Raw genomic sequence first — 18,469 nt, forward strand, 5'->3', positions numbered from 1 at the left:
ATCATGCTGTTCAGATTTAACGCATCTCATCACTCTCCCGCTGGCCTGTACTTTACTTTACGAATCGGTTGGCGGTATAACACTCCATCTATCTGGAAGTTTAGACGTCTATAATGAAGGGTCACCATGGAACAACACGCATCAGGCACGGAAGGGCAGTTTAAGCGCACCATGAAAGCTCGCCATTTGGTGATGCTCTCGCTCGGTGGCGTCATCGGCACCGGTCTGTTTTTTAATACGGGCTACATTATTTCCACGACGGGCGCGGCGGGGACGCTCTTGGCGTATCTGATCGGCGCGCTGGTGGTGTATCTGGTGATGCTGAGTCTGGGTGAGCTGTCCGTCGCGATGCCGGAAACCGGCGCGTTCCATGTGTATGCGTCGCGCTATCTCAGCCCCGCTACAGGTTATACCGTGGCGTGGCTGTATTGGCTGACGTGGACGGTTGCACTGGGATCCAGCCTGACCGCCGCCGGTTTTTGCATGCAGTATTGGTTCCCGCAGGTGCCGGTCTGGACCTGGTGTTTACTGTTTTGTGTGCTGATCTATTTGCTGAATATCGTGTCGTCCCGCTTCTTTGCCGAAGGGGAATTCTGGTTCTCTATCGTTAAAGTCGTCACGATTCTCGCTTTTATCGTGCTCGGCGCTGGCGCGATGTTTGGTTTTATTCCGATGCAGGACGGTTCACCCGCACCGTTCTTCCAGAACATTACCGTGTCTGGCTGGTTCCCACACGGCGGCCTGCCGATCCTGATGACGATGGTGGCGGTAAACTTCGCCTTCTCCGGTACGGAGCTGATCGGCATCGCGGCTGGAGAAACCGAGAATCCGCAGAAGGTCGTGCCGATGGCGATTCGTACTACCGTTGCGCGACTGGTGATCTTCTTTCTGGGCACGGTGCTGGTACTGGCGGCGATCATTCCAATGGAAGAGGCCGGTATCGCTAAAAGCCCGTTTGTGCTGGTGTTTGAAAAGATTGGTATTCCTTACGCCGCCGACATTTTTAATTTCGTGATTTTGACGGCGATCCTGTCTGCCGCTAACTCGGGGCTGTATGCCTCTGGGCGTATGCTGTGGTCGCTGTCCAACGAAGGTACGCTGCCGCGCCGTTTTTCTCGTCTGACGCGCCGTGGCATTCCGCTTTTTGCTATTTCCGTCAGTATGCTGGGCGGGTTGCTGGCGCTGTTTTCCAGCGTGGTCGCGCCGGATACCGTCTATGTGGCGCTGTCCGCGATCTCTGGCTTTGCTGTAGTGGCGGTGTGGTTGAGTATCTGTGCCTCGCACTATATGTTCCGCCGTCACCATGTCCGCTCGGGAAAACCGCTTTCGGAGCTGCAATATCACGCCCCTTGGTTCCCCATCACGCCGATTCTTGGCTTCCTATTGTGTCTGCTAGCCTGCGTCGGGCTGGCGTTTGACCCAAGCCAGCGGATTGCACTGTGGTGTGGAATTCCGTTTGTCGCACTGTGCTATGGTGCTTATTATTTCACGCAGTCAATGAAGAAACGTAGGTTAACGGGAGCGGAAGACATTGCGTAAAAATACGGTTACCGAAATGCTGGCGACGGCCTCAACGATTGTACTGGACGGCGCGTTGGCGACCGAACTGGAAGCGCGCGGCTGTGATTTAACGGATCCGCTGTGGTCGGCGAAAGTGCTGGTTGAAAACCCGGCGCTGATTTATCAGGTGCATCTCGATTATTTCAAGGCGGGGGCACAGTGTGCGATTACCGCCAGCTATCAGGCGACACCGCAAGGGTTTAAGGCGCGCGGGTATAGCGAAGCGGAATCACTGGCACTGATTGCTAAGAGCGTACAGCTGGCGGCGCAGGCGCGAGATGATTACCGTCGCGATAATCTGCAGGCTGGAACGCTGTTGGTGGCGGGATCGGTAGGGCCGTACGGTGCCTATCTGGCGGATGGTTCGGAGTATCGTGGTGATTACCAACTGCCGCAGGCCGAGATGATGGTGTTTCATCGGCCGCGTATCGCGGCGCTGCACGAGGCAGGTGCCGATCTGCTGGCTTGCGAGACGCTGCCGTCTTTTGCTGAAATAGAGGCATTGATTGCGTTACTGGCCGAGTTCCCTCAGGCGCAGGCCTGGTTCTCTTTCACGCTGCGTGACAGCGAGCACCTCAGCGACGGCACGCCATTGCGCACGGTGCTGGCGCGAGTCAACGCCTGTTCGCAGGTGGTCGCTGTGGGTATCAACTGCATCGCGCTGGAAAACGTGACACCCGCGCTGACGCACCTGTCCTCGCTGACGGAGTTGCCGTTGGTGGTTTATCCCAATTCCGGCGAGCAGTATGATGCGGTAACGAAAACCTGGAGCAGCGTTCATGATGACGCCTGCTCGTTGACCGCGTATTTGCCCGCGTGGCAAGCAGCTGGCGCACGGCTGATTGGCGGCTGTTGCCGCACCACACCTGCGGATATCGCCGATATTGCATGCCGCTGCCAGCATGAGGGGCAGCACTAAATAAGGGGATGCCGTGATGGAAAATGATGTGAATCTGCAACAGACGTACTCGCTTGCCAGACAGCGCGTAGCGTCGGGTGTGCCGGTAACGGTGTTGTACATTGGCGAGCAGCAGACGACGGTTGTCTGTGGGGCGTCATCACAACCGTCGGCAACCCTGCAATTGACCATCGGTTTTGACAAAACGGCGGCGGTGTTTTTCAGGCATCTTCCTCCAACACCGGACGAAATGGAGCGGGCGATCATGGCGGTAGAGGATGAAGTGACGCGCATTCGCCACGATATTCCTGCGGATTCCGTTCTGTTTTCTTTCGACCCTGCCTTGGTCACTATTGCTCAGATTTCGGGAGCAGAAGAAGAGGATGCAGGTTGGCGATTGCCGCAGGATGACATGGAGCGGACATTTAAACGTCTGGAGCGCGTCATGCTGGGAAGCCCCGCGACCTGGGAGGGAATTCCGCTAGAGAATGCCTTCTCCGCCCGATTGCTGATTTTGCGTGAGTTTATGCATCATCATCGCTTCGATTTTGCATTGATTTTGCGATTACCAGCAGTTGCGGCGTGAAGAACTAGCGGTTTTTCCCTTCTCAGCTACTATTAACGGCGGTCAACGTCCAGCAAGGTCGTTGACCGTCTTTTTTTGCTGGGAAAGCGTCGATAGTATTCATCTACAGATAGTCGTTGTCAGGAAATTGCGATCGGGATATCTGACGTTGTAAGGTAATAACGCGGGGTGATTATCAAGGTTATGCTATCGAAGTACCAGGATGTGACAGGATGTGGGGTGTTAATCAAGGAGGATGAGAGGACGGCCGTTGGGTCATATTATGTTACCTGTATGATCTATTTTGCGGATGACTGAACCATTATTATCTTGAATTTCCGTATTGCAGCGTAATAACACGCTGAATGATGTGGCGGAGAGTCAATGTTATTTCAGGGAATCCAGTGAGGGGAAAGAACATGGTTGAACATTTCACAGGGAAATATGAAGTTGAACTTAAATTTCGCATCGACGATATAGCCGTTTTCAGGAATACGCTTTTTAGCCTTCATCCCGAGGCTTTCGTCTTTGAAAATAAAGAACATGATGTTTATTACGATGATGCAGAGAATCGCCTGCAACAGCAAAATATCAAAATGCGGGTGCGCCGCATGGAGCCATCGGGCATTAAGCTCTGGATCGTGAAAGGACCTGGCATTGATCGCTGTGAAGCGGTTAACGTGGAGGACTTTGAAAAAACCGACAGCATGTTACAGACGTTGGGGTATCGACCTCTTTTTGAAATTCATAAAATCCGCAGCATCTACTTTTTAAACGCCTTCCATATTACGCTCGATTATATTGAATCACTGGGTTATTTCGTGGAAATATCGGTAATGACCGATGATGAGACCGAGTTGAAAGCACTCAGAGAACGGTGTATAGAGTGTGCGTTACGGCTTCAATTGCCATTGGATAATATTGAAACGAAATCTTATTATCAATTATTAGGCTTTAATTGATTGTTCTTTTTTGGTTATTGAAATGTTGTTTTTATTGTTCTATTTGTACACGGGGAAATGATGAAAAAATCTATTTCGGCGGCGCTGACTACGTTAGTGATGGCATTCTCTCTGTCCGTTCATGGTAGCGATGTGGTGCACTATAAAGACGGTGCCTACATCGGTAAAGCGCAGGGGAAGGCGGCAGACGTTGAGGTCACGGTCAGCATTAAAGACGGGAAGATCGCGAATGCTGAAGTGCTGAAGCATGGCGATACCGAAGCGATGATGCTGAGCGCGACGGATCAGATTGTGCCGGAACTCATTGAGAAGCAAGATATTAACAAGGTGGATGCGGTAACGGGGGCAACGTTATCGAGTCAGGGCGTGATTAATGCGGTGAAACAGGCGCTGGAACAGGCCAAGGTCACGCCGTAGTTCACCGGTTTTTTGGCTACACCGTTGATGACGGCCTGAGTGATGAAGGAGTTGTACTGCTGTGGAAAACTTGCTGATTATTTTGCGTCACACGCCTTATTGGGTGTGGATCGTTTTGGGTTATCTGATTTATGCCGGTATAAAAGCCAGCCAGCCGCGGCAGCAATCGTTGGTACGGATGTTAGTTGTGCCGATGATTTTTATGGCGTGGGGTATCAGCGCAATTTTCCATACACTGCAGCTCCCGCTTGCTGCCGCGTGCGGATTTCTACTGGCGTTGATTATTGGGTTGGGGAGTGGGTGGACTTGGGGGAAGACGTCAGGTGCTTATCTGCCGGAGTCGCGCTGTTTTCAACGCACCGGCTCGTGGTGGCCGTTGGGCTTAATGATGCTGACGTTTTGTTCTCGTTTCTATTTTTCCGTCCAACTGGCTCGGTTTCCGGCGTTGGTACATGACCCCGCGTTCTGCCTGCTGTCCGGCGCGGCAAGTGGGATTACCGCAGGGATATTCAGCGGCGTCAGCCTGCGTTTGCTCAACCACATGCGAAAAATAAGACTGTCTCTGACGTAACACGATAAAAAACAGTGGGTTGCTCAAACCGTCTGTCAACATTTGTCACAAAGCTTTTCTACTGCATGAGTGCGCAGGGAAGGGCGGTAAATTATAATGCCGCTGCCCATCCCTTTCATTTAACAGAATACTGTTTAAGTTATTGCAGAATGACTAAAAATTTTAAGCTTTCTCTTTTTGGCCTGTTGGTGTTATCAACCCATGCTGTGATGTTGCCTCAGGCTGTAGCGAAAGTACCGACGTACTCCGCTGGCACTGCACATCAGGAAATTGCTTCCGGTAGCGCCATGGTGGTGGATCTGCGTGATAACCACATCCTTTATTCCAGTAATCCTGATGTGGTGGTGCCGATTGCGTCGGTGACGAAACTGATGACGGCGCTGGTGGTGCTGGATGCCAATCAACCGCTGGATGAAATTATCTCTGTCGATATCAGCCAGACAAAAGAAATGAAAGGGGTCTACTCGCGCGTTCGTCTGAACAGTGAGATAAGCCGTCGCGACATGCTGCTATTGGCGCTGATGTCATCAGAAAACCGCGCGGCGGCCAGTCTGGCGCACCACTATCCGGGCGGCTATCAGGCGTTTATCCGCGCGATGAATGCCAAAGCCCGTGCGTTGGGTATGGCCCACACGCGCTATGTGGAGCCGACCGGGCTGTCTATCAATAATGTATCGACGGCCCGCGATCTCACCAAACTCTTGATTGCCAGCAAGCAATATCCGCTGCTGGGCCAACTGAGTACCACACAGGAGAAGACCGCGACGTTCTCCCACCCGGCGTACAGCCAGCCGTTCAGAAACACCAACCATCTGGTCTATAAAGCGGACTGGAGCATTCAGCTCACCAAAACGGGCTTCACGAATCAGGCGGGACACTGTCTGGTGATGCGCACGGTGATTAACCAGCGGCCTGTTGCGCTGGTGGTGTTGGATGCCTTCGGTAAATACACACACTTTGCGGATGCTAACCGCCTGCGCAAGTGGATGGAAACCGGTAAGGTCAGCGAGGTGCCTGCCGCCGCGTTGAGCTATAAGAAACAAAAATCACTGGCTTCCCGCCAACCGCAGAGCATGGCGAGTATCGAAACAGAATAATCAGTACTCCCCTTCCTGATGGTTTGGAAGGGGATGTCTTGACGGTGGCCGAGCGAGCCACCGCCTGTGCCGAGCTGTCACGCTTGAGCGCGAAAATCTTCTATCACTTCACCCGCTTTTTTCACTTCATCATCATGCGCCGCTTCACGCCAGGTTTCCGCTAATGCGTCCTGTAGCCAACGCTGCATAGCGGGCTGCGCTAGCAGATGGTCGCAATAGGCAGTGGCTTCCGGCGAAACGGGAAGCTGGTAGGTTTTGATACGGAAGACAACCGGTGCAAAGAAGGCGTCCACGGCCGAAAACTGTTTTCCTGCCAGAAACGGTCCGCCAAAGCGCGTTAGCCCTTCCTGCCACAGTTCGCAGAGGCGAGTAATGTCATTGCTGAGGTCAGGCGATATGTCGTTCATTTTGACGCGCACGCCGCAACTCATGGAGCAGGTGTTACGCAGTGCGGTAAAGCCAGAATGCATTTCGGCAGCGGCACAGCGTGCCCAGGCGCGGGTTTTGGCATCAGCAGGCCAGACGCTGGGATGTTGTTCAGCCAGATATTCGGTAATCGCCAATGAATCCCATACGGTGGTCTCGCCATCGATCAGGCAGGGAACTTTTGCTGTCGGAGAAAAGGCCTTAAATGCCGGCTGTGACATGCCCGGCGCAAAGGCAACCAGCTTCTCTTCGAAAGGAATCGACAGTGCTTTCAACAGCACCCACGGACGCAGTGACCAGGACGAATAGTTTTTATTGGCGATATACAACTGATACATGTCTGATACTCCTTGTGTTAACGAAGCCTTAGGATTAGCACGAAAGGTAGGAGAAATCATCCTCCTTGCCGCGGCTCATCTATCGGTTTTGTGCATCGCTGTCAGGATGTTGGTGCAAACGGAAGGCGGGGAATGTGAATTATGCGTACCGTTTAGCATTATTCTTGCAGTTTTTATTAAATGAAACCTCAATAAATGCACTATATTACGCGCTGTGCATTTGAGTGCGTCGGTGCGGCAACCACTATCGGGAAGCCTTATTCGCTTAAGGCAGGAGAAGGTGTTTTTCGCCTTGTCAGAGAAGGGATGTGACCGTCGGAATCTTCAACCTGTCTTGTGCTTCAGCGCCTTATTCTATTCTGCTCTGACGCCTGGATTGACTGGGTCTTTATAACGAATGAAATGGCTTACTTCACTGACTATAGCAATTGGACTTGCTTGTAATCCGGCGTTTGCGCAGGAGTTGACGTCTGCGCCGGCCTCACTATCGGCTTCACATCAGCAACGTGATGCGTTTGTCACGGATCTGCTGAAAAAAATGACGCTGGAAGAGAAAATCGGTCAGCTCCGATTAATCAGCGTCGGGACGGATAACCCGAAAGAAGCCATTCGGGAAATGATCCGAAACGGCCAGGTTGGCGCGATTTTTAATACGGTGACCCGCCCGGACATTCGTGTGATGCAAGATCAGGTGATGCAACTGAGCCGCCTGAAGATTCCTCTGTTTTTTGCCTACGACGTGGTACACGGCCAGCGCACCATTTTCCCTATCGCACTGGGATTGGCCTCCAGTTGGGATATGGACGCGATTGCGAAAAGTGCGCGTGTAGCGGCGTATGAAGCTACGGAAGACGGTCTGAACATGACCTGGGCGCCGATGGTGGATATCACCCGCGATCCGCGCTGGGGTCGTGTGTCGGAAGGCTTCGGTGAAGATACCTGGTTGACCAGCAAAATTGCTGGTGTGGTGGTCAAATCCTTTCAGGGCGATGACGTAACCGGACGCCACTCGTTGATGACCAGCGTAAAACACTACGCACTCTACGGTGCGGTGGAAGGCGGACGTGACTATAACACCGTGGACATGAGCCCTCAGCGCATGTTTCAGGATTATATGCCGCCTTACAAAGCAGCGATTGACGCGGGCAGCAGCGGCGTGATGGTCGCGCTGAACTCAATCAACGGTACACCAGCGACCTCCAACAGTTGGTTGCTGAAAGACGTTCTGCGCGATCAGTGGAATTTCAAAGGCATCACCATTACCGATCACGGCGCGATTAAAGAGCTGATTAAGCATGGCGTAGCCAGCGATCCGCGTGATGCATCGCGTCTGGCAGTTAAATCCGGTATCGGTATGAGCATGAGCGACGAGTATTTCGTGCGCTATCTGCCTGAGCTGGTGAAAAGCGGCGCGGTGAGCGTGCAGGAGATTGACGATGCCTGCCGTCAGGTGCTGAACGTGAAATATGATATGGGGCTGTTTGAAGATCCGTATCGTCACTTGGGGCCAGTCGGTTCCGATCCGGTAGATACGAATGCGGAAAGTCGCTTACATCGTCTGGATGCGCGTGACGTGGCGCGTAAGAGTCTGGTGCTGTTGAAAAACCGCCTGCAAACGCTGCCGTTGAAGAAAGAAGGCACTATTGCCGTTGTGGGGCCATTGGCTGATAGCCAGCGCGATACGATGGGAAGCTGGTCTGCCGCTGGCGTAGCGAAACAGACGATTACCGTTTATCAGGGTCTGAAGAATGCCGTCGGCGATAAAGCCACTATTCTGTATGCCAAAGGTGCCAACGTCAGTAATCACAAAGGCATTATCGATTTCCTGAATCAGTATGAAGATGCCGTTCAGGTGGATAAACGTCCGCCGCAGGTGATGATCGATGAAGCCGTGGCAGCAGCGAATAAGGCAGATGTCGTCGTCGCAGTGGTCGGCGAAGCCGCTGGGATGGCGCATGAAGCGTCCAGCCGTTCGAACATCGACCTGCCGCAAGGTCAGCGTGACCTGATTGCCGCGCTGAAAGCCACGGGTAAACCGCTGGTTTTGGTGCTGATGAATGGACGCCCTCTGGCGCTGGTGCGTGAAGATCAGCAGGCCGATGCGTTACTGGAAACCTGGTTCAGCGGTACGGAAGGGGGCAATGCGATCGCCGATGTGCTGTTTGGTGACTATAACCCGTCCGGCAAGCTGCCGATGTCCTTCCCACGTTCCGTCGGCCAGATCCCGATTTATTACAATCATCTGCCGTCAGGCCGTCCTTACACGCCGGAAAATCCAGGCAAATATACGTCTCACTACTACGATGAGGCCAACGGGCCACTCTATCCGTTCGGTTACGGCCTGAGCTACACCACCTTCAGCGTGTCAGACGTGCGTTTGTCCAGCCAGACCATGAAGCGTAACGGGACGATCAACGCCAGCGTAACGGTGAAAAACACCGGCAGCCGCGCAGGGGAAACGGTAGTACAGCTGTATCTCCATGATGTAGTGGCTTCTATCAGCCGTCCGCTGAAGGAGCTGCGTGGCTTTGAGAAAGTGATGCTACAGCCGGGAGAATCCCGCACGGTCACCTTCACGCTCGATCAGGACGCGCTGAAGTTCTACAATGCCCGCATGCAGCAGGTGGTGGAACCCGGCAAATTCGACGTGATGATTGGTCTGGATTCACAGCGTGTGAAGAGCGACAGCTTCACCCTGCTATAATGATGTTTGTCTCGCCGCCGAAAACTCCGGCGGCGAGANNAGACGAATTGTGATGACCGTAATACAGTATCATTGCCGGAGAATCAGGTTTTGCAGGAGAAGGGTATGCCGTTGACTGAAGTGGTGCTGGTTGATGAAAATGACAGGCCAACGGGCGTAATGGAAAAGCAGGAAGCGCATGTAAAAGGAGCATTACATCGTGCGATTACCGTTTATGTTTTCAACTCTCGCCAGCAGTTGTTATTGCAGCAGCGCGCAGAGGAGAAATACCACAGCGGCGGCTTATGGAGTAATACCTGCTGTAGCCATCCAGCGCCCGGTGAAGAGACGTTGCAGGCAGCACATCGCCGCTTGTATGAAGAAATGGGGCTACGCTGTGCGCTGACGCCAATGTTCACGCTGACCTATCGTTTGCCGCTGGATAACGGGCTGATTGAGCATGAGCTCGGGCATGTGTATTTTGGCGTGACGGACGACGTCCCGCAGATGAATCCTGATGAAGTGTCGAGCTACGTATACCAGTCGATAGACGAGATTGCCCAGCAGATGGCGACGATGCCCGAACAATTTACGGCCTGGTTCCAACTGACCTTCGCACGTATTCCTGAGTACTGGCAGACATTTCAGTCTGAACAACTAAATTAATTAAAGCGATGCTGATTGCCGCGTTTCCGTGCGGCACCGTTCGTGCAGTCGGCGGGCGCTGTGGGTCGACAGCCTCAGCCCGCGTGCTCGATAATAATGTAGCCCACGAGCATCATGCCGGACATGCCACCTAAGGCTAACAGGGCAAACAGACTGATAATGCCGATTTTTTGAAGAGTCATCAGGTTATCCTTTTGTTAATTGCCTCGAATTATAAAGCCTTCCGCCCATGAAACAAGGCCGAAACGCGCCTTGCTTTTTAAATGCCCCTCATTACCGAAATAACATTTACCGAAATAACAACAGCAGACCGAAAAACATCAGAATGACGCCTGCTCCGCGCTCAATCGGGCTAAGCCAGCGGGTTAAACGCTGCTGAATCAGCGGGCGAGCGATCAGCGCGGCGATCAACAAATCCCACACCAGCACGACAGAAAACATCCAGCTACCGCTGACGACTTGCTGCGTAGGTGTCACATGCTGCCCAAGAATACTGGTCATCAGGCTGATGTAGAACAGCATGTTTTTGGGGTTCAACAGCGCCGAACCGAGCCCTAGCAGGATTTGTTTACGCAGCGTCGGGCAGCGATCGGACTGCTGTTCCGCCTGTAGCGATAGCACAGAGCGACTTTTCACTAACTGATAGCCAATCCAGAGCAGATAAACCGCCCCGGCTAATTCGATGAGAGTAAACAGCGTGGGCGAATGTTGAATGCCTGCCCAGCCGATTGCCGCTAGCAGAATGTAAACGCCGTTGCTCAGCGCAATACCCAGACAAATTCCCGCACTGCCGCGCAGTCGGTAGCGAATGGCATAGGCTGTCAGTAGAAAGAAGTCTGGGCCGGGGCTCAGTAGCGCCACAAAATGTGCCAGCGCCAGAGCAGGAAAGTGGGTGGGGAAGAGCGAATCGGCGGAAAAAAGGGGATTGATAAACATGATATTTCTGACCTCGATAAATAATCGAGGCCAGTCTAGACAAGGTGTTCGGCTATTTATTGTCAAATATTGATCGCGCGTATTGACCCGGTGTCGCGGCGGTGTATTGCACAAACGTTTTGTGGAAGTGGCTCTGATCGCAGAAGCCACTTTGATAGCTGGCATCCACCAGCGGCGTGCCCTGTTTCAGTAGCGATTTGGCATATTCAATGCGGGCATTATTCAGGAAGGCCATCGGTGTAATGCCAGTATCGTGACGAAACTGTCGCACGATGGTTTCACGTCGGAGGTTCAGCTCCTCCGCCAGCGTTTCCAGTGAGGGCGATTCTTGCAAATTATTCAGCAAACGCTCGCGTACATGTCGCGTCGTAGTTTGCGAAGCATGATGGGGTAAGGCGGTCAAACAGGACGGCGCAGGCTGGCAATATTGTCGCCAAATGGGCTCCAGCATCGCTTTGAGCTGGTTATCTGCCGATGCAATGTCCCCCCGATACAGCAGGGCAATCACGTGCTGATAACGTATAAACAGCGCGGGATCGCGCAGAACAACGCAGTTGCAACGCAAGGTCTCCGCCTGATAACCACAGTGATCCGCGATCTGATCGAGACACCATGCGGTATCCAGATAAAGCATGTGATAACTGCGTGTTTTTCCGAGCAGCGGGTTACAGCTGTGCGGCTGTTGAGGATCGATGAAGATCAGATCGCCAACCTGCAAGTGATGCATTTCGTTGCGGTAATGGCAAAGCGCTTCGCCGTGTTCTATCGCGCCAATCGAAAATTGTGCATGGCTGTGTGTTTTATAGGCGTGGCTGCTGTTGCGCGTGCTGCGGCTTTCAACATGCGGTAGTCGTGGCGAAAACCAGTATGATTGGTTAATGGCGTGGACTGAAGACATAATGTACCGCTCGCGATAAAGACCGTGGTTGATAAAAATACGTGTTTGATAAAAATAATAGTTAACCCTAATCGCTGGGCAGACGATTGTCGAGGTCGGAATGGTCGCGAACGTGATATCGGCTGACGTCGCTGGGCGTCTGTGGGACAATGGCGGTCAGATTACCCAGATACAGAGTATGCATGACGCTGTCCCCCGCAATAAAATTGCAGATTGGCCAATGGTATAAGGCCCTGCAAGAGCAAATCCCGGATTTTATTTCCCGCGTTCCCCAGCGACAGATGATTGCCGAAGTGGCGAAAACGCTGGCGGGTGATTACCCGCGCCATTTGGCTATTGAAGCGCCAACCGGCGTCGGGAAAACGCTTTCTTACCTGATTCCGGGTATTGCGGTAGGGCGTGCGGAGGACAAAACGCTGGTGGTTAGCACCGCGAATGTGGCGTTGCAGGATCAGATTTACAGCAAAGACTTGCCGCTGTTGCAGAAGTTTATTCCCGAACTGACATTTACCGCTGCATTTGGCCGTCGTCGTTATATTTGCCCACGTAATCTGGCGATGTTGGCAACCGATCCCGATGCGCAGGGGGATTTACCGCTCTTTCTGGATGATGAACTTATGTCCGCCAGCAAGGAGGAAAAACGCACCTGTGTGCGGCTTGAAAAAGCGCTGCAAGGTCATGCCTGGGATGGGCTGCGCGATCATTATCAGGATTCAATTGACGATAGCCTGTGGCAGAAGCTGAGTACCGACAAAGCGAACTGTCTCGCGCATAACTGCCATTACTACCGCGAGTGCCCATTCTTCACCGCACGGCGTGAGATCGAACAGGCCGATGTGGTCGTCACCAACCATGCGCTGGTGATGGCGGCGATGGAAAGCGAATCGGTACTGCCTCCTCCTAAGAATCTCCTGCTGGTGCTCGACGAAGGACACCACATTCCCGACGTTGCCCGCGATACGCTGGAGATGTCTGGCGACATTCATCCGGCTTATATGATGGCGCAACTGGAACAACTGGTGCAGCTTGTCGGCCAGTGCATGGCGCAATTTGCCCCTAAGTCACCGCCGCGACTCGCTAACAGCGAGCGGTTAACCAGCCACTGTGAGGAGATCCGCGAGTGCGTGCTGTCTTTCTCGCAAATGTGCGGGTTATTTCTTCCGCATGACGGGCAGGAAACCGAGTACCGTTTTGCGATGGGCAAAATGCCGGATGAAATGCGTGAACTCTGCGTGCGGTTGTTCAAATTGACCGACACGCTGCGGGCGCTGGCGGAGTATATGCTTAACGATCTCAGCGAGAAAACCGGCAAGCATGACGTGGTGAGGGTCTATCAGGCACTGCTGAAAATGAGTCGCCAACAGGGTTATCTTGAGTCCATGAGCAAGCTGTGGCGGCTGGCGGCGATGGAGAAATCGTCGAACGCGCCAGTCTCCAAATGGATCACGCGTGAAATGCGTGATAACCAGCCGCATCTTCACCTGCACTGTGCGGGTATTCGCGTCTGCGATCAACTTGAAAGGCTGCTGTGGGGAAAGATCTCGCACGTTGTGATGACCTCGGCCACGCTGCGCTCGCTGAACAGTTTTGCGCGCATACAGGAGCTTTCTGGCCTGAGCGAGCAGGAAGGGGACACCTTCATTGCGCTGGATTCGCCGTTCAACCATCGCGAGCAGGGGCGTTTGGTGATACCCAAAATGCGTTATGAACCGCTGATGGAATCTGAGGCGCAGCATATTGCTGAAATGGCAAAATTTTTCCGAGCGGAGCTAAAACAGGATAAGCATAAAGGGATACTGATGCTGTTTGCCAGCCAGCGTGCGATGCAGCTCTTTCTGACGCAGGTGACCGATTTACGCCTGATGCTGCTGGTTCAGGGAGATAAGCCGCGCTACAGGTTGGTTGAGCTACATCGTCAGCGGGTACAGGAAGGCCAGACCAGCGTGCTGATTGGTTTGCAGTCCTTTGCGGAAGGATTGGATCTGAAAGGGGAGCTCCTTTCTCAGGTGCATATCCATAAAATCGCGTTCCCGCCTATCGACAGTCCGGTCATTCTGACGGAAGGCGAATGGTTAAAAAGCCTCAAGCGGCATCCGTTTATCGTACAAAGTTTGCCCAGTGCTTCGTTTAACCTCATCCAGCAGGTTGGACGCCTTATTCGTAGCCATGACTGCTTTGGTGAAATCGTTATTTACGATCGGCGCCTGTTGACCAAAGGCTATGGCGCACAGCTGCTGGCCGCGCTGCCCGTCTTCCCGATTGAACAACGGGACATGCCATAACAAATTCCTCTAGAAAGCGGCCAACGCACAGGTAACTTGAAGTATGACGGGTATATCCGTCCCCCGAATAAGGGGGTAATTAGTCCCTATTTAGCGCTATATTTTTTTATTCTTATTTGTTAGATTTGTCTCGGAACAGCAAGGATGCCGTTAATACGTGTGACAAAGTATGTGATTACGTAGCGCGGTTTTTATCAACCAGGGACAGGTATCATGATGAAAATTAACGCAGTGAGTAAAATTTCCTTTCTGTTTAAAAATGAATGCCGCTCGGCATCTGTTCCTCTTGCGGTCCACATCAATACCAATAATAAAAATTAGTCACCGTGACTTTATTATTTATCATTTAATAATAACGAAAATAATTGGCGCTCTTTCTTAATTATTTCCTTATAGAGATAATTTTTTATTTATATGCATTTTTTGGATATCAACATTTTTAGTGAGATTTATCTACCCAGGAGACGAGTAGACCGCGGCTATGCGCGGTACATGCAATACCTCGATTGCATGAAGGGATTTAGGATTCTGATCATCCCGATCAGACTTATGGAGAAGAAAAGATGGCTTTACGAGATGAAGATAAGGATACCGCTGAATCGGCATTGCACGCAGCGGGTACGGGATATAGTGATGTGTACGATCTGTATAATTACCACTCCCGTGGTGATGGACAGCTTAATGGCAAACCCTCGTTCACAAGCGATCTGGCAGCGAAGGAAATTGTCCGTGACGGTCTGACCTGGAATGGCACGAACGTATTCGGCAAATCCGCTAGTTTGACCTATTCGTTCTTACAGAGCGTGAAGTCTATTCCTTCTGGCGATCAGGGTTTTGTGAAATTCAGTGCAGCCCAAGAACAACAAGCCAAACTGTCTCTGCAATCGTGGTCAGATGTGGCCAATCTCACGTTTACTCAGGTTAGCCCTACCCAAAAAGCTACCATCACGTTTGGTAACTACACCCGTGATTCAAGCGGTCAGATGGACTACGATACTCAGGCTTACGCTTATATGCCGGGTAATCACTCGGCAGCGGGCAGTGCCTGGTTTAACTACAACTCCGACACGGTGCGTAATCCGGCAACGGAATACGGCAAACAGACGCTGACGCATGAAATCGGTCATGCGCTGGGTCTGAATCACCCGGGTTCTTACAATGCGGGCGAAGGCAACCCGACCTACCGCGATGTGACCTATGCGGAAGATACGCGCCAGTTCAGCCTGATGAGCTACTGGAGTGAGCAAAACACCGGTGGCGATTTCCAGGGGCACTATGCTGCGGGCCCGCTGATTGATGACATCACGGCAATCCAGTATCTGTACGGCGCAAACATGAACACGCGTACGGGTGATACGGTATACGGCTTCAACTCCAATACGGGGCGTGATTTCTATGCCACCACCAGCAATAGCCAAAAACTGATTTTCTCCGTTTGGGATGCAGGTGGTAACGATACGTTTGATTTCTCTGGTTACAGAAACGATCAGCGTATCAACCTGAATGAAGGCGGGTTCTCTGATGTTGGCGGCCTGAAAGGTAACGTCTCTATCGCCCACGGTGTTACGATCGAAAACGCGATTGGCGGCTCCGGCAACGATATTATTATCGGCAACGATGCAAATAATATTCTGAACGGTGGTGCAGGCGATGACGTTATTTACGGCGGCAGCGGTGCTGATACGCTGACGGGCGGTGCGGGCAAAGATATTTTTGTCTATGCCAGCGCGAGCGATTCTTCCTATAAGACAGGTTATGACACCATCACGGATTTCCAACGCGGCATCGATAAAATCGATCTGTCAGCATTGAATCAAAAAGGTGATTTGCAGTTTGTCGAGTCCTTCACCGGACGTGGCAATGAAGCTCTGCTTAACTGGGATGCAGGTAGCAATACCACCGATTTGTGGCTGAATTTTGCGGATCAGACCACGCCAGACTTTGTTGTGCATATTGTTGGTCAGCCTTCTGCGGCAACCGATTTTATCGTGTGATGTAGCAAGGACGGGGTAACCCCCCCGTCCTTTTCTGTTATCGACTTGGGGCCACTATGAAAAAGTTAATCATCGCGGCGCTGTTAAGTGTAATAAGCGGAGGATGTATGGCGAGTAGTTTGAAGTTGCCTTCAGCAAGTGAGCTAAGCGGCGTATGGCAATTGCGTGGCGGGGAACAGCAGTGCGAGGTCGTGCTGCACAATACGCCGTTAGTGGATAACACCTGGCGCTTTGAAGGCGACGCGCCGTGTTTAAAAGCGCTGCTGCCGGATGTGCCTGCGGGATGGCGGCCGACGCCGGACGGTATCACGCTGACGAAAGAGCAGGGCCAGTCTGTGGCGTTCTTTAGCAAGGAAAAAGAGGGCTATACGCTGATATTGCCTGATGGCAGTGCACGTACGTTGTATAAACAGCTCTGACAGGAGAGGCAAACGCAGTGAGTCAACTAGCAAATAAGGAACGTTCGTTGTTGAGTATACTGCGTCCTTTCCGGCGCAGCTTTTGGAGCATTGGGATTTTCAGCGCCATCGTGAATCTACTGATGCTGTCGCCTTCGATTTATATGCTGCAGGTTTACGATCGCGTACTGGCTTCGGGGAATGGCACCACGTTGCTGATGCTCACCCTGCTGATTGCTGGTCTGGGGATATTCATGGCGGCACTCGAATGGGTGCGAAGCCTGGTGGTCGTAAGGCTCGGTACTCGTATCGATTTACAGCTGAACCAGCAGGTCTTCAACGCCGCATTTGAGCGCAATCTGGAAGCCGGCGAGGCCAAAGCCGGTCAAGCGCTGAACGATCTCACGCTACTGCGGCAGTTTATTACGGGCAACTCGCTATTTGCCTTCTTCGATATTCCCTGGTTTCCCTTCTTTTTACTGGTGCTGTTCCTGATCCATCCGGTTCTCGGCTTTCTGGCGCTGGGAGGAACGGTGGTGCTGGTGCTGCTGGCATGGCTGAATCAGCATCTCACCACGTCGCCTTTAGAAGAGGCAAACCATGAAGCGTTACAGGCGACACATCTTGCGGATACGCAACTGCGTAATGCCGAAGTCATTGAATCGATGGGGATGCTGCCTCATTTGCGCCGCCGTTGGCTGGGGCAACACTACCGTTTTATTACGCTGCAAAATCTGGCAAGTGAGCGGGCCGCCGTTGTCGGGGCAGCATCAAAACATGCGCGCATTTTTCTGCAATCGCTGATGCTCGGCGTGGGGGCGATGTTAGCGATTAAGGGCGAAATCACACCGGGGATGATGATTGCGGGGTCAATTCTTGTTGGGCGCGTGTTGAGCCCTATCGATCAGTTTATCGGTATCTGGAAGCCGCTGAGCAGCGCACGGCAGGCCTGGTATCGACTCAGCCGAATCATGACGGCTTATCCACCCAAAGCGGAGGCGATGGCGCTGCCCGCACCGGTTGGTCAGCTCAGCGTCGAGCATGTGTTATTGCAGACGCCGCAAGGGGCATCAAGATTGCAGGATATCCATTTCTCGCTTCATGCAGGCGAAACGCTGGCGATTTTGGGCGCATCGGGTTCAGGTAAATCTACGCTGGCACGTCTGCTGGTTGCGACGCAAACACCGACGCGTGGCAAGGTTCGACTGGATGGTGCCGATCTCAGTCAGGTAGATAAAACGGCATTTGGCCCAGCAATGGGCTATCTGCCACAGGATGTGCAGCTGTTTAAAGGCACGCTGGCGGAGAATATTTCCCGCTTTGGCGAGCATGATGCGGAAAAGATTGTCGCAGCGGCGAAGCTGGCTGGCGTTCACGAAATGATTCTTAGCCAACCGCAGGGATATGACACGCCGCTTGGCGCTGATGGCAACGGGCTGTCGGGTGGGCAACGGCAGCGTATCGCTCTGGCACGTGCGGTGTATGGCGATCCCTGCCTGCTGGTACTCGATGAGCCAAATTCCAGCCTCGATAACGAAGGCGAAATGGCGCTGGCACAGGCGATCTCGCATCTTCAGAAGCGGGGAGCGACGGTGATACTGATTACACATCGTCCTGCATTAACCACGCTGGCGCATAAAATTCTGGTGCTCAATCAGGGTAAGCAACAGCGCTTTGGGCCAGCGCGCGACATTCTGAACGAATTGCAGCCGCGTCGTGCCGCCAATCAAGCACAAATGACACCTGCCGCCGCTGTCCAGCCGTAACAGGGAATGACG

General features: G+C 52.7%; 17 protein-coding genes. 13 read left to right on the top strand and 4 right to left on the bottom strand.

Annotated elements, in window-relative coordinates:
- Positions 1 to 126 precede the first annotated feature (126 nt).
- From mmuP to pbpG, 7 genes are all read left to right on the top strand, one after another.
- Positions 127 to 1,539 (top strand): S-methylmethionine permease, encoded by a 1,413-nt coding sequence (gene mmuP / locus H0248_RS11450; protein ID WP_180786025.1) that lies wholly within the window; start codon positions 127 to 129, stop codon positions 1,537 to 1,539.
- Positions 1,532 to 2,479: a homocysteine S-methyltransferase gene (gene mmuM, locus H0248_RS11455; protein ID WP_180786026.1), complete on the top strand. Its 948-nt coding sequence runs from the start codon at positions 1,532 to 1,534 to the stop codon at positions 2,477 to 2,479. Before mmuP ends, mmuM begins: the two co-directional genes overlap by 8 nt.
- A gap of 16 nt (positions 2,480 to 2,495) precedes the next feature.
- The gene (locus H0248_RS11460; RefSeq protein WP_180786098.1) at positions 2,496 to 3,044 is read left to right on the top strand and encodes a hypothetical protein; all 549 of its coding nucleotides are present in this window, start codon (positions 2,496 to 2,498) and stop codon (positions 3,042 to 3,044) included.
- A gap of 398 nt (positions 3,045 to 3,442) precedes the next feature.
- Positions 3,443 to 3,985, top strand: coding sequence for a class IV adenylate cyclase (gene cyaB / locus H0248_RS11465; RefSeq protein WP_180786027.1), 543 nt, complete (start codon positions 3,443 to 3,445; stop codon positions 3,983 to 3,985).
- A 60-nt stretch (positions 3,986 to 4,045) separates the two neighbouring features.
- Positions 4,046 to 4,402 carry an FMN-binding protein gene (locus H0248_RS11470; protein ID WP_180786028.1) on the top strand — a complete coding sequence of 119 codons (357 nt, stop codon included), beginning with the start codon at positions 4,046 to 4,048 and terminating at the stop codon, positions 4,400 to 4,402.
- Positions 4,403 to 4,463: 61 nt separating this feature from the next.
- Complete coding sequence (locus H0248_RS11475; RefSeq protein WP_180786029.1) at positions 4,464 to 4,973, top strand: DUF6622 family protein; 510 nt, start codon at positions 4,464 to 4,466, stop codon at positions 4,971 to 4,973.
- Between the two features lie 149 nt (positions 4,974 to 5,122).
- Complete coding sequence (gene pbpG / locus H0248_RS11480) at positions 5,123 to 6,070, top strand: D-alanyl-D-alanine endopeptidase (protein ID WP_180786030.1); 948 nt, start codon at positions 5,123 to 5,125, stop codon at positions 6,068 to 6,070.
- A 77-nt stretch (positions 6,071 to 6,147) separates the two neighbouring features.
- Here the strand turns inward: pbpG and H0248_RS11485 are convergent, their stop codons facing one another.
- Positions 6,148 to 6,834: a glutathione S-transferase family protein gene (locus H0248_RS11485; protein ID WP_180786031.1), complete on the bottom strand. Its 687-nt coding sequence runs from the start codon at positions 6,832 to 6,834 to the stop codon at positions 6,148 to 6,150.
- Between the two features lie 397 nt (positions 6,835 to 7,231).
- Here H0248_RS11485 and bglX point away from each other — a divergent pair, with 397 nt between their 5' ends.
- Together bglX and idi are read left to right on the top strand one after the other, a co-directional pair.
- Positions 7,232 to 9,538: a beta-glucosidase BglX gene (gene bglX, locus H0248_RS11490; protein ID WP_180786032.1), complete on the top strand. Its 2,307-nt coding sequence runs from the start codon at positions 7,232 to 7,234 to the stop codon at positions 9,536 to 9,538.
- Positions 9,539 to 9,643: 105 nt separating this feature from the next.
- Positions 9,644 to 10,183, top strand: coding sequence for an isopentenyl-diphosphate Delta-isomerase (gene idi / locus H0248_RS11495; protein WP_180786033.1), 540 nt, complete (start codon positions 9,644 to 9,646; stop codon positions 10,181 to 10,183).
- Positions 10,184 to 10,257: 74 nt separating this feature from the next.
- Here the strand turns inward: idi and H0248_RS22620 are convergent, their stop codons facing one another.
- From H0248_RS22620 to H0248_RS11505, 3 genes are all read right to left on the bottom strand, one after another.
- Positions 10,258 to 10,365, bottom strand: coding sequence for a membrane protein (locus H0248_RS22620; RefSeq protein ID WP_039291214.1), 108 nt, complete (start codon positions 10,363 to 10,365; stop codon positions 10,258 to 10,260).
- 106 nt (positions 10,366 to 10,471) lie between these two features.
- On the bottom strand, positions 10,472 to 11,119 hold the full coding sequence (locus H0248_RS11500) for a LysE family translocator (RefSeq protein WP_180786034.1): 648 nt from the start codon (positions 11,117 to 11,119) through the stop codon (positions 10,472 to 10,474).
- A 52-nt stretch (positions 11,120 to 11,171) separates the two neighbouring features.
- Entirely contained in the window at positions 11,172 to 12,017 is an 846-nt protein-coding gene (locus H0248_RS11505) for an AraC family transcriptional regulator (protein ID WP_180786035.1), read from the bottom strand.
- A gap of 182 nt (positions 12,018 to 12,199) precedes the next feature.
- Here H0248_RS11505 and dinG point away from each other — a divergent pair, with 182 nt between their 5' ends.
- The 4 genes from dinG (at position 12,200) to H0248_RS11525 (ending at position 18,457) form a co-directional block, all read left to right on the top strand.
- The gene (dinG, locus tag H0248_RS11510; protein ID WP_180786036.1) at positions 12,200 to 14,299 is read left to right on the top strand and encodes an ATP-dependent DNA helicase DinG; all 2,100 of its coding nucleotides are present in this window, start codon (positions 12,200 to 12,202) and stop codon (positions 14,297 to 14,299) included.
- 563 nt (positions 14,300 to 14,862) lie between these two features.
- Entirely contained in the window at positions 14,863 to 16,293 is a 1,431-nt protein-coding gene (locus H0248_RS11515; RefSeq protein WP_180786037.1) for a serralysin family metalloprotease, read from the top strand.
- 107 nt (positions 16,294 to 16,400) lie between these two features.
- Positions 16,401 to 16,712 carry a protease inhibitor Inh/omp19 family protein gene (locus H0248_RS11520; RefSeq protein WP_180786038.1) on the top strand — a complete coding sequence of 104 codons (312 nt, stop codon included), beginning with the start codon at positions 16,401 to 16,403 and terminating at the stop codon, positions 16,710 to 16,712.
- A gap of 17 nt (positions 16,713 to 16,729) precedes the next feature.
- On the top strand, positions 16,730 to 18,457 hold the full coding sequence (locus tag H0248_RS11525; protein ID WP_180786039.1) for a type I secretion system permease/ATPase: 1,728 nt from the start codon (positions 16,730 to 16,732) through the stop codon (positions 18,455 to 18,457).
- Positions 18,458 to 18,469 lie beyond the last annotated feature (12 nt).

Origin of the sequence: Pectobacterium brasiliense (assembly GCF_013449685.1) — a bacterium.
GTDB classification, from domain to species: domain Bacteria; phylum Pseudomonadota; class Gammaproteobacteria; order Enterobacterales; family Enterobacteriaceae; genus Pectobacterium; species Pectobacterium brasiliense_A.

Bases quoted from the DNA above. Each gene is read 5' to 3' on its own strand.
- H0248_RS11485 (WP_180786031.1), bottom strand. From the start codon at position 6,834: ATGTATCAGTTGTATATCGCCAATAAAAACTATTCGTCCTGGTCACTG.
- H0248_RS11470 (WP_180786028.1), top strand. From the start codon at position 4,046: ATGAAAAAATCTATTTCGGCGGCGCTGACTACGTTAGTGATGGCATTC.
- H0248_RS11520 (WP_180786038.1), top strand. From the start codon at position 16,401: ATGGCGAGTAGTTTGAAGTTGCCTTCAGCAAGTGAGCTAAGCGGCGTA.
- H0248_RS22620 (WP_039291214.1), bottom strand. From the start codon at position 10,365: ATGACTCTTCAAAAAATCGGCATTATCAGTCTGTTTGCCCTGTTAGCC.
- bglX (WP_180786032.1), top strand. From the start codon at position 7,232: ATGAAATGGCTTACTTCACTGACTATAGCAATTGGACTTGCTTGTAAT.
- H0248_RS11500 (WP_180786034.1), bottom strand. From the start codon at position 11,119: ATGTTTATCAATCCCCTTTTTTCCGCCGATTCGCTCTTCCCCACCCAC.
- mmuP (WP_180786025.1), top strand. From the start codon at position 127: ATGGAACAACACGCATCAGGCACGGAAGGGCAGTTTAAGCGCACCATG.
- H0248_RS11505 (WP_180786035.1), bottom strand. From the start codon at position 12,017: ATGTCTTCAGTCCACGCCATTAACCAATCATACTGGTTTTCGCCACGA.
- H0248_RS11515 (WP_180786037.1), top strand. From the start codon at position 14,863: ATGGCTTTACGAGATGAAGATAAGGATACCGCTGAATCGGCATTGCAC.
- dinG (WP_180786036.1), top strand. From the start codon at position 12,200: ATGACGCTGTCCCCCGCAATAAAATTGCAGATTGGCCAATGGTATAAG.
- idi (WP_180786033.1), top strand. From the start codon at position 9,644: ATGCCGTTGACTGAAGTGGTGCTGGTTGATGAAAATGACAGGCCAACG.
- H0248_RS11460 (WP_180786098.1), top strand. From the start codon at position 2,496: ATGGAAAATGATGTGAATCTGCAACAGACGTACTCGCTTGCCAGACAG.
- pbpG (WP_180786030.1), top strand. From the start codon at position 5,123: ATGACTAAAAATTTTAAGCTTTCTCTTTTTGGCCTGTTGGTGTTATCA.
- cyaB (WP_180786027.1), top strand. From the start codon at position 3,443: ATGGTTGAACATTTCACAGGGAAATATGAAGTTGAACTTAAATTTCGC.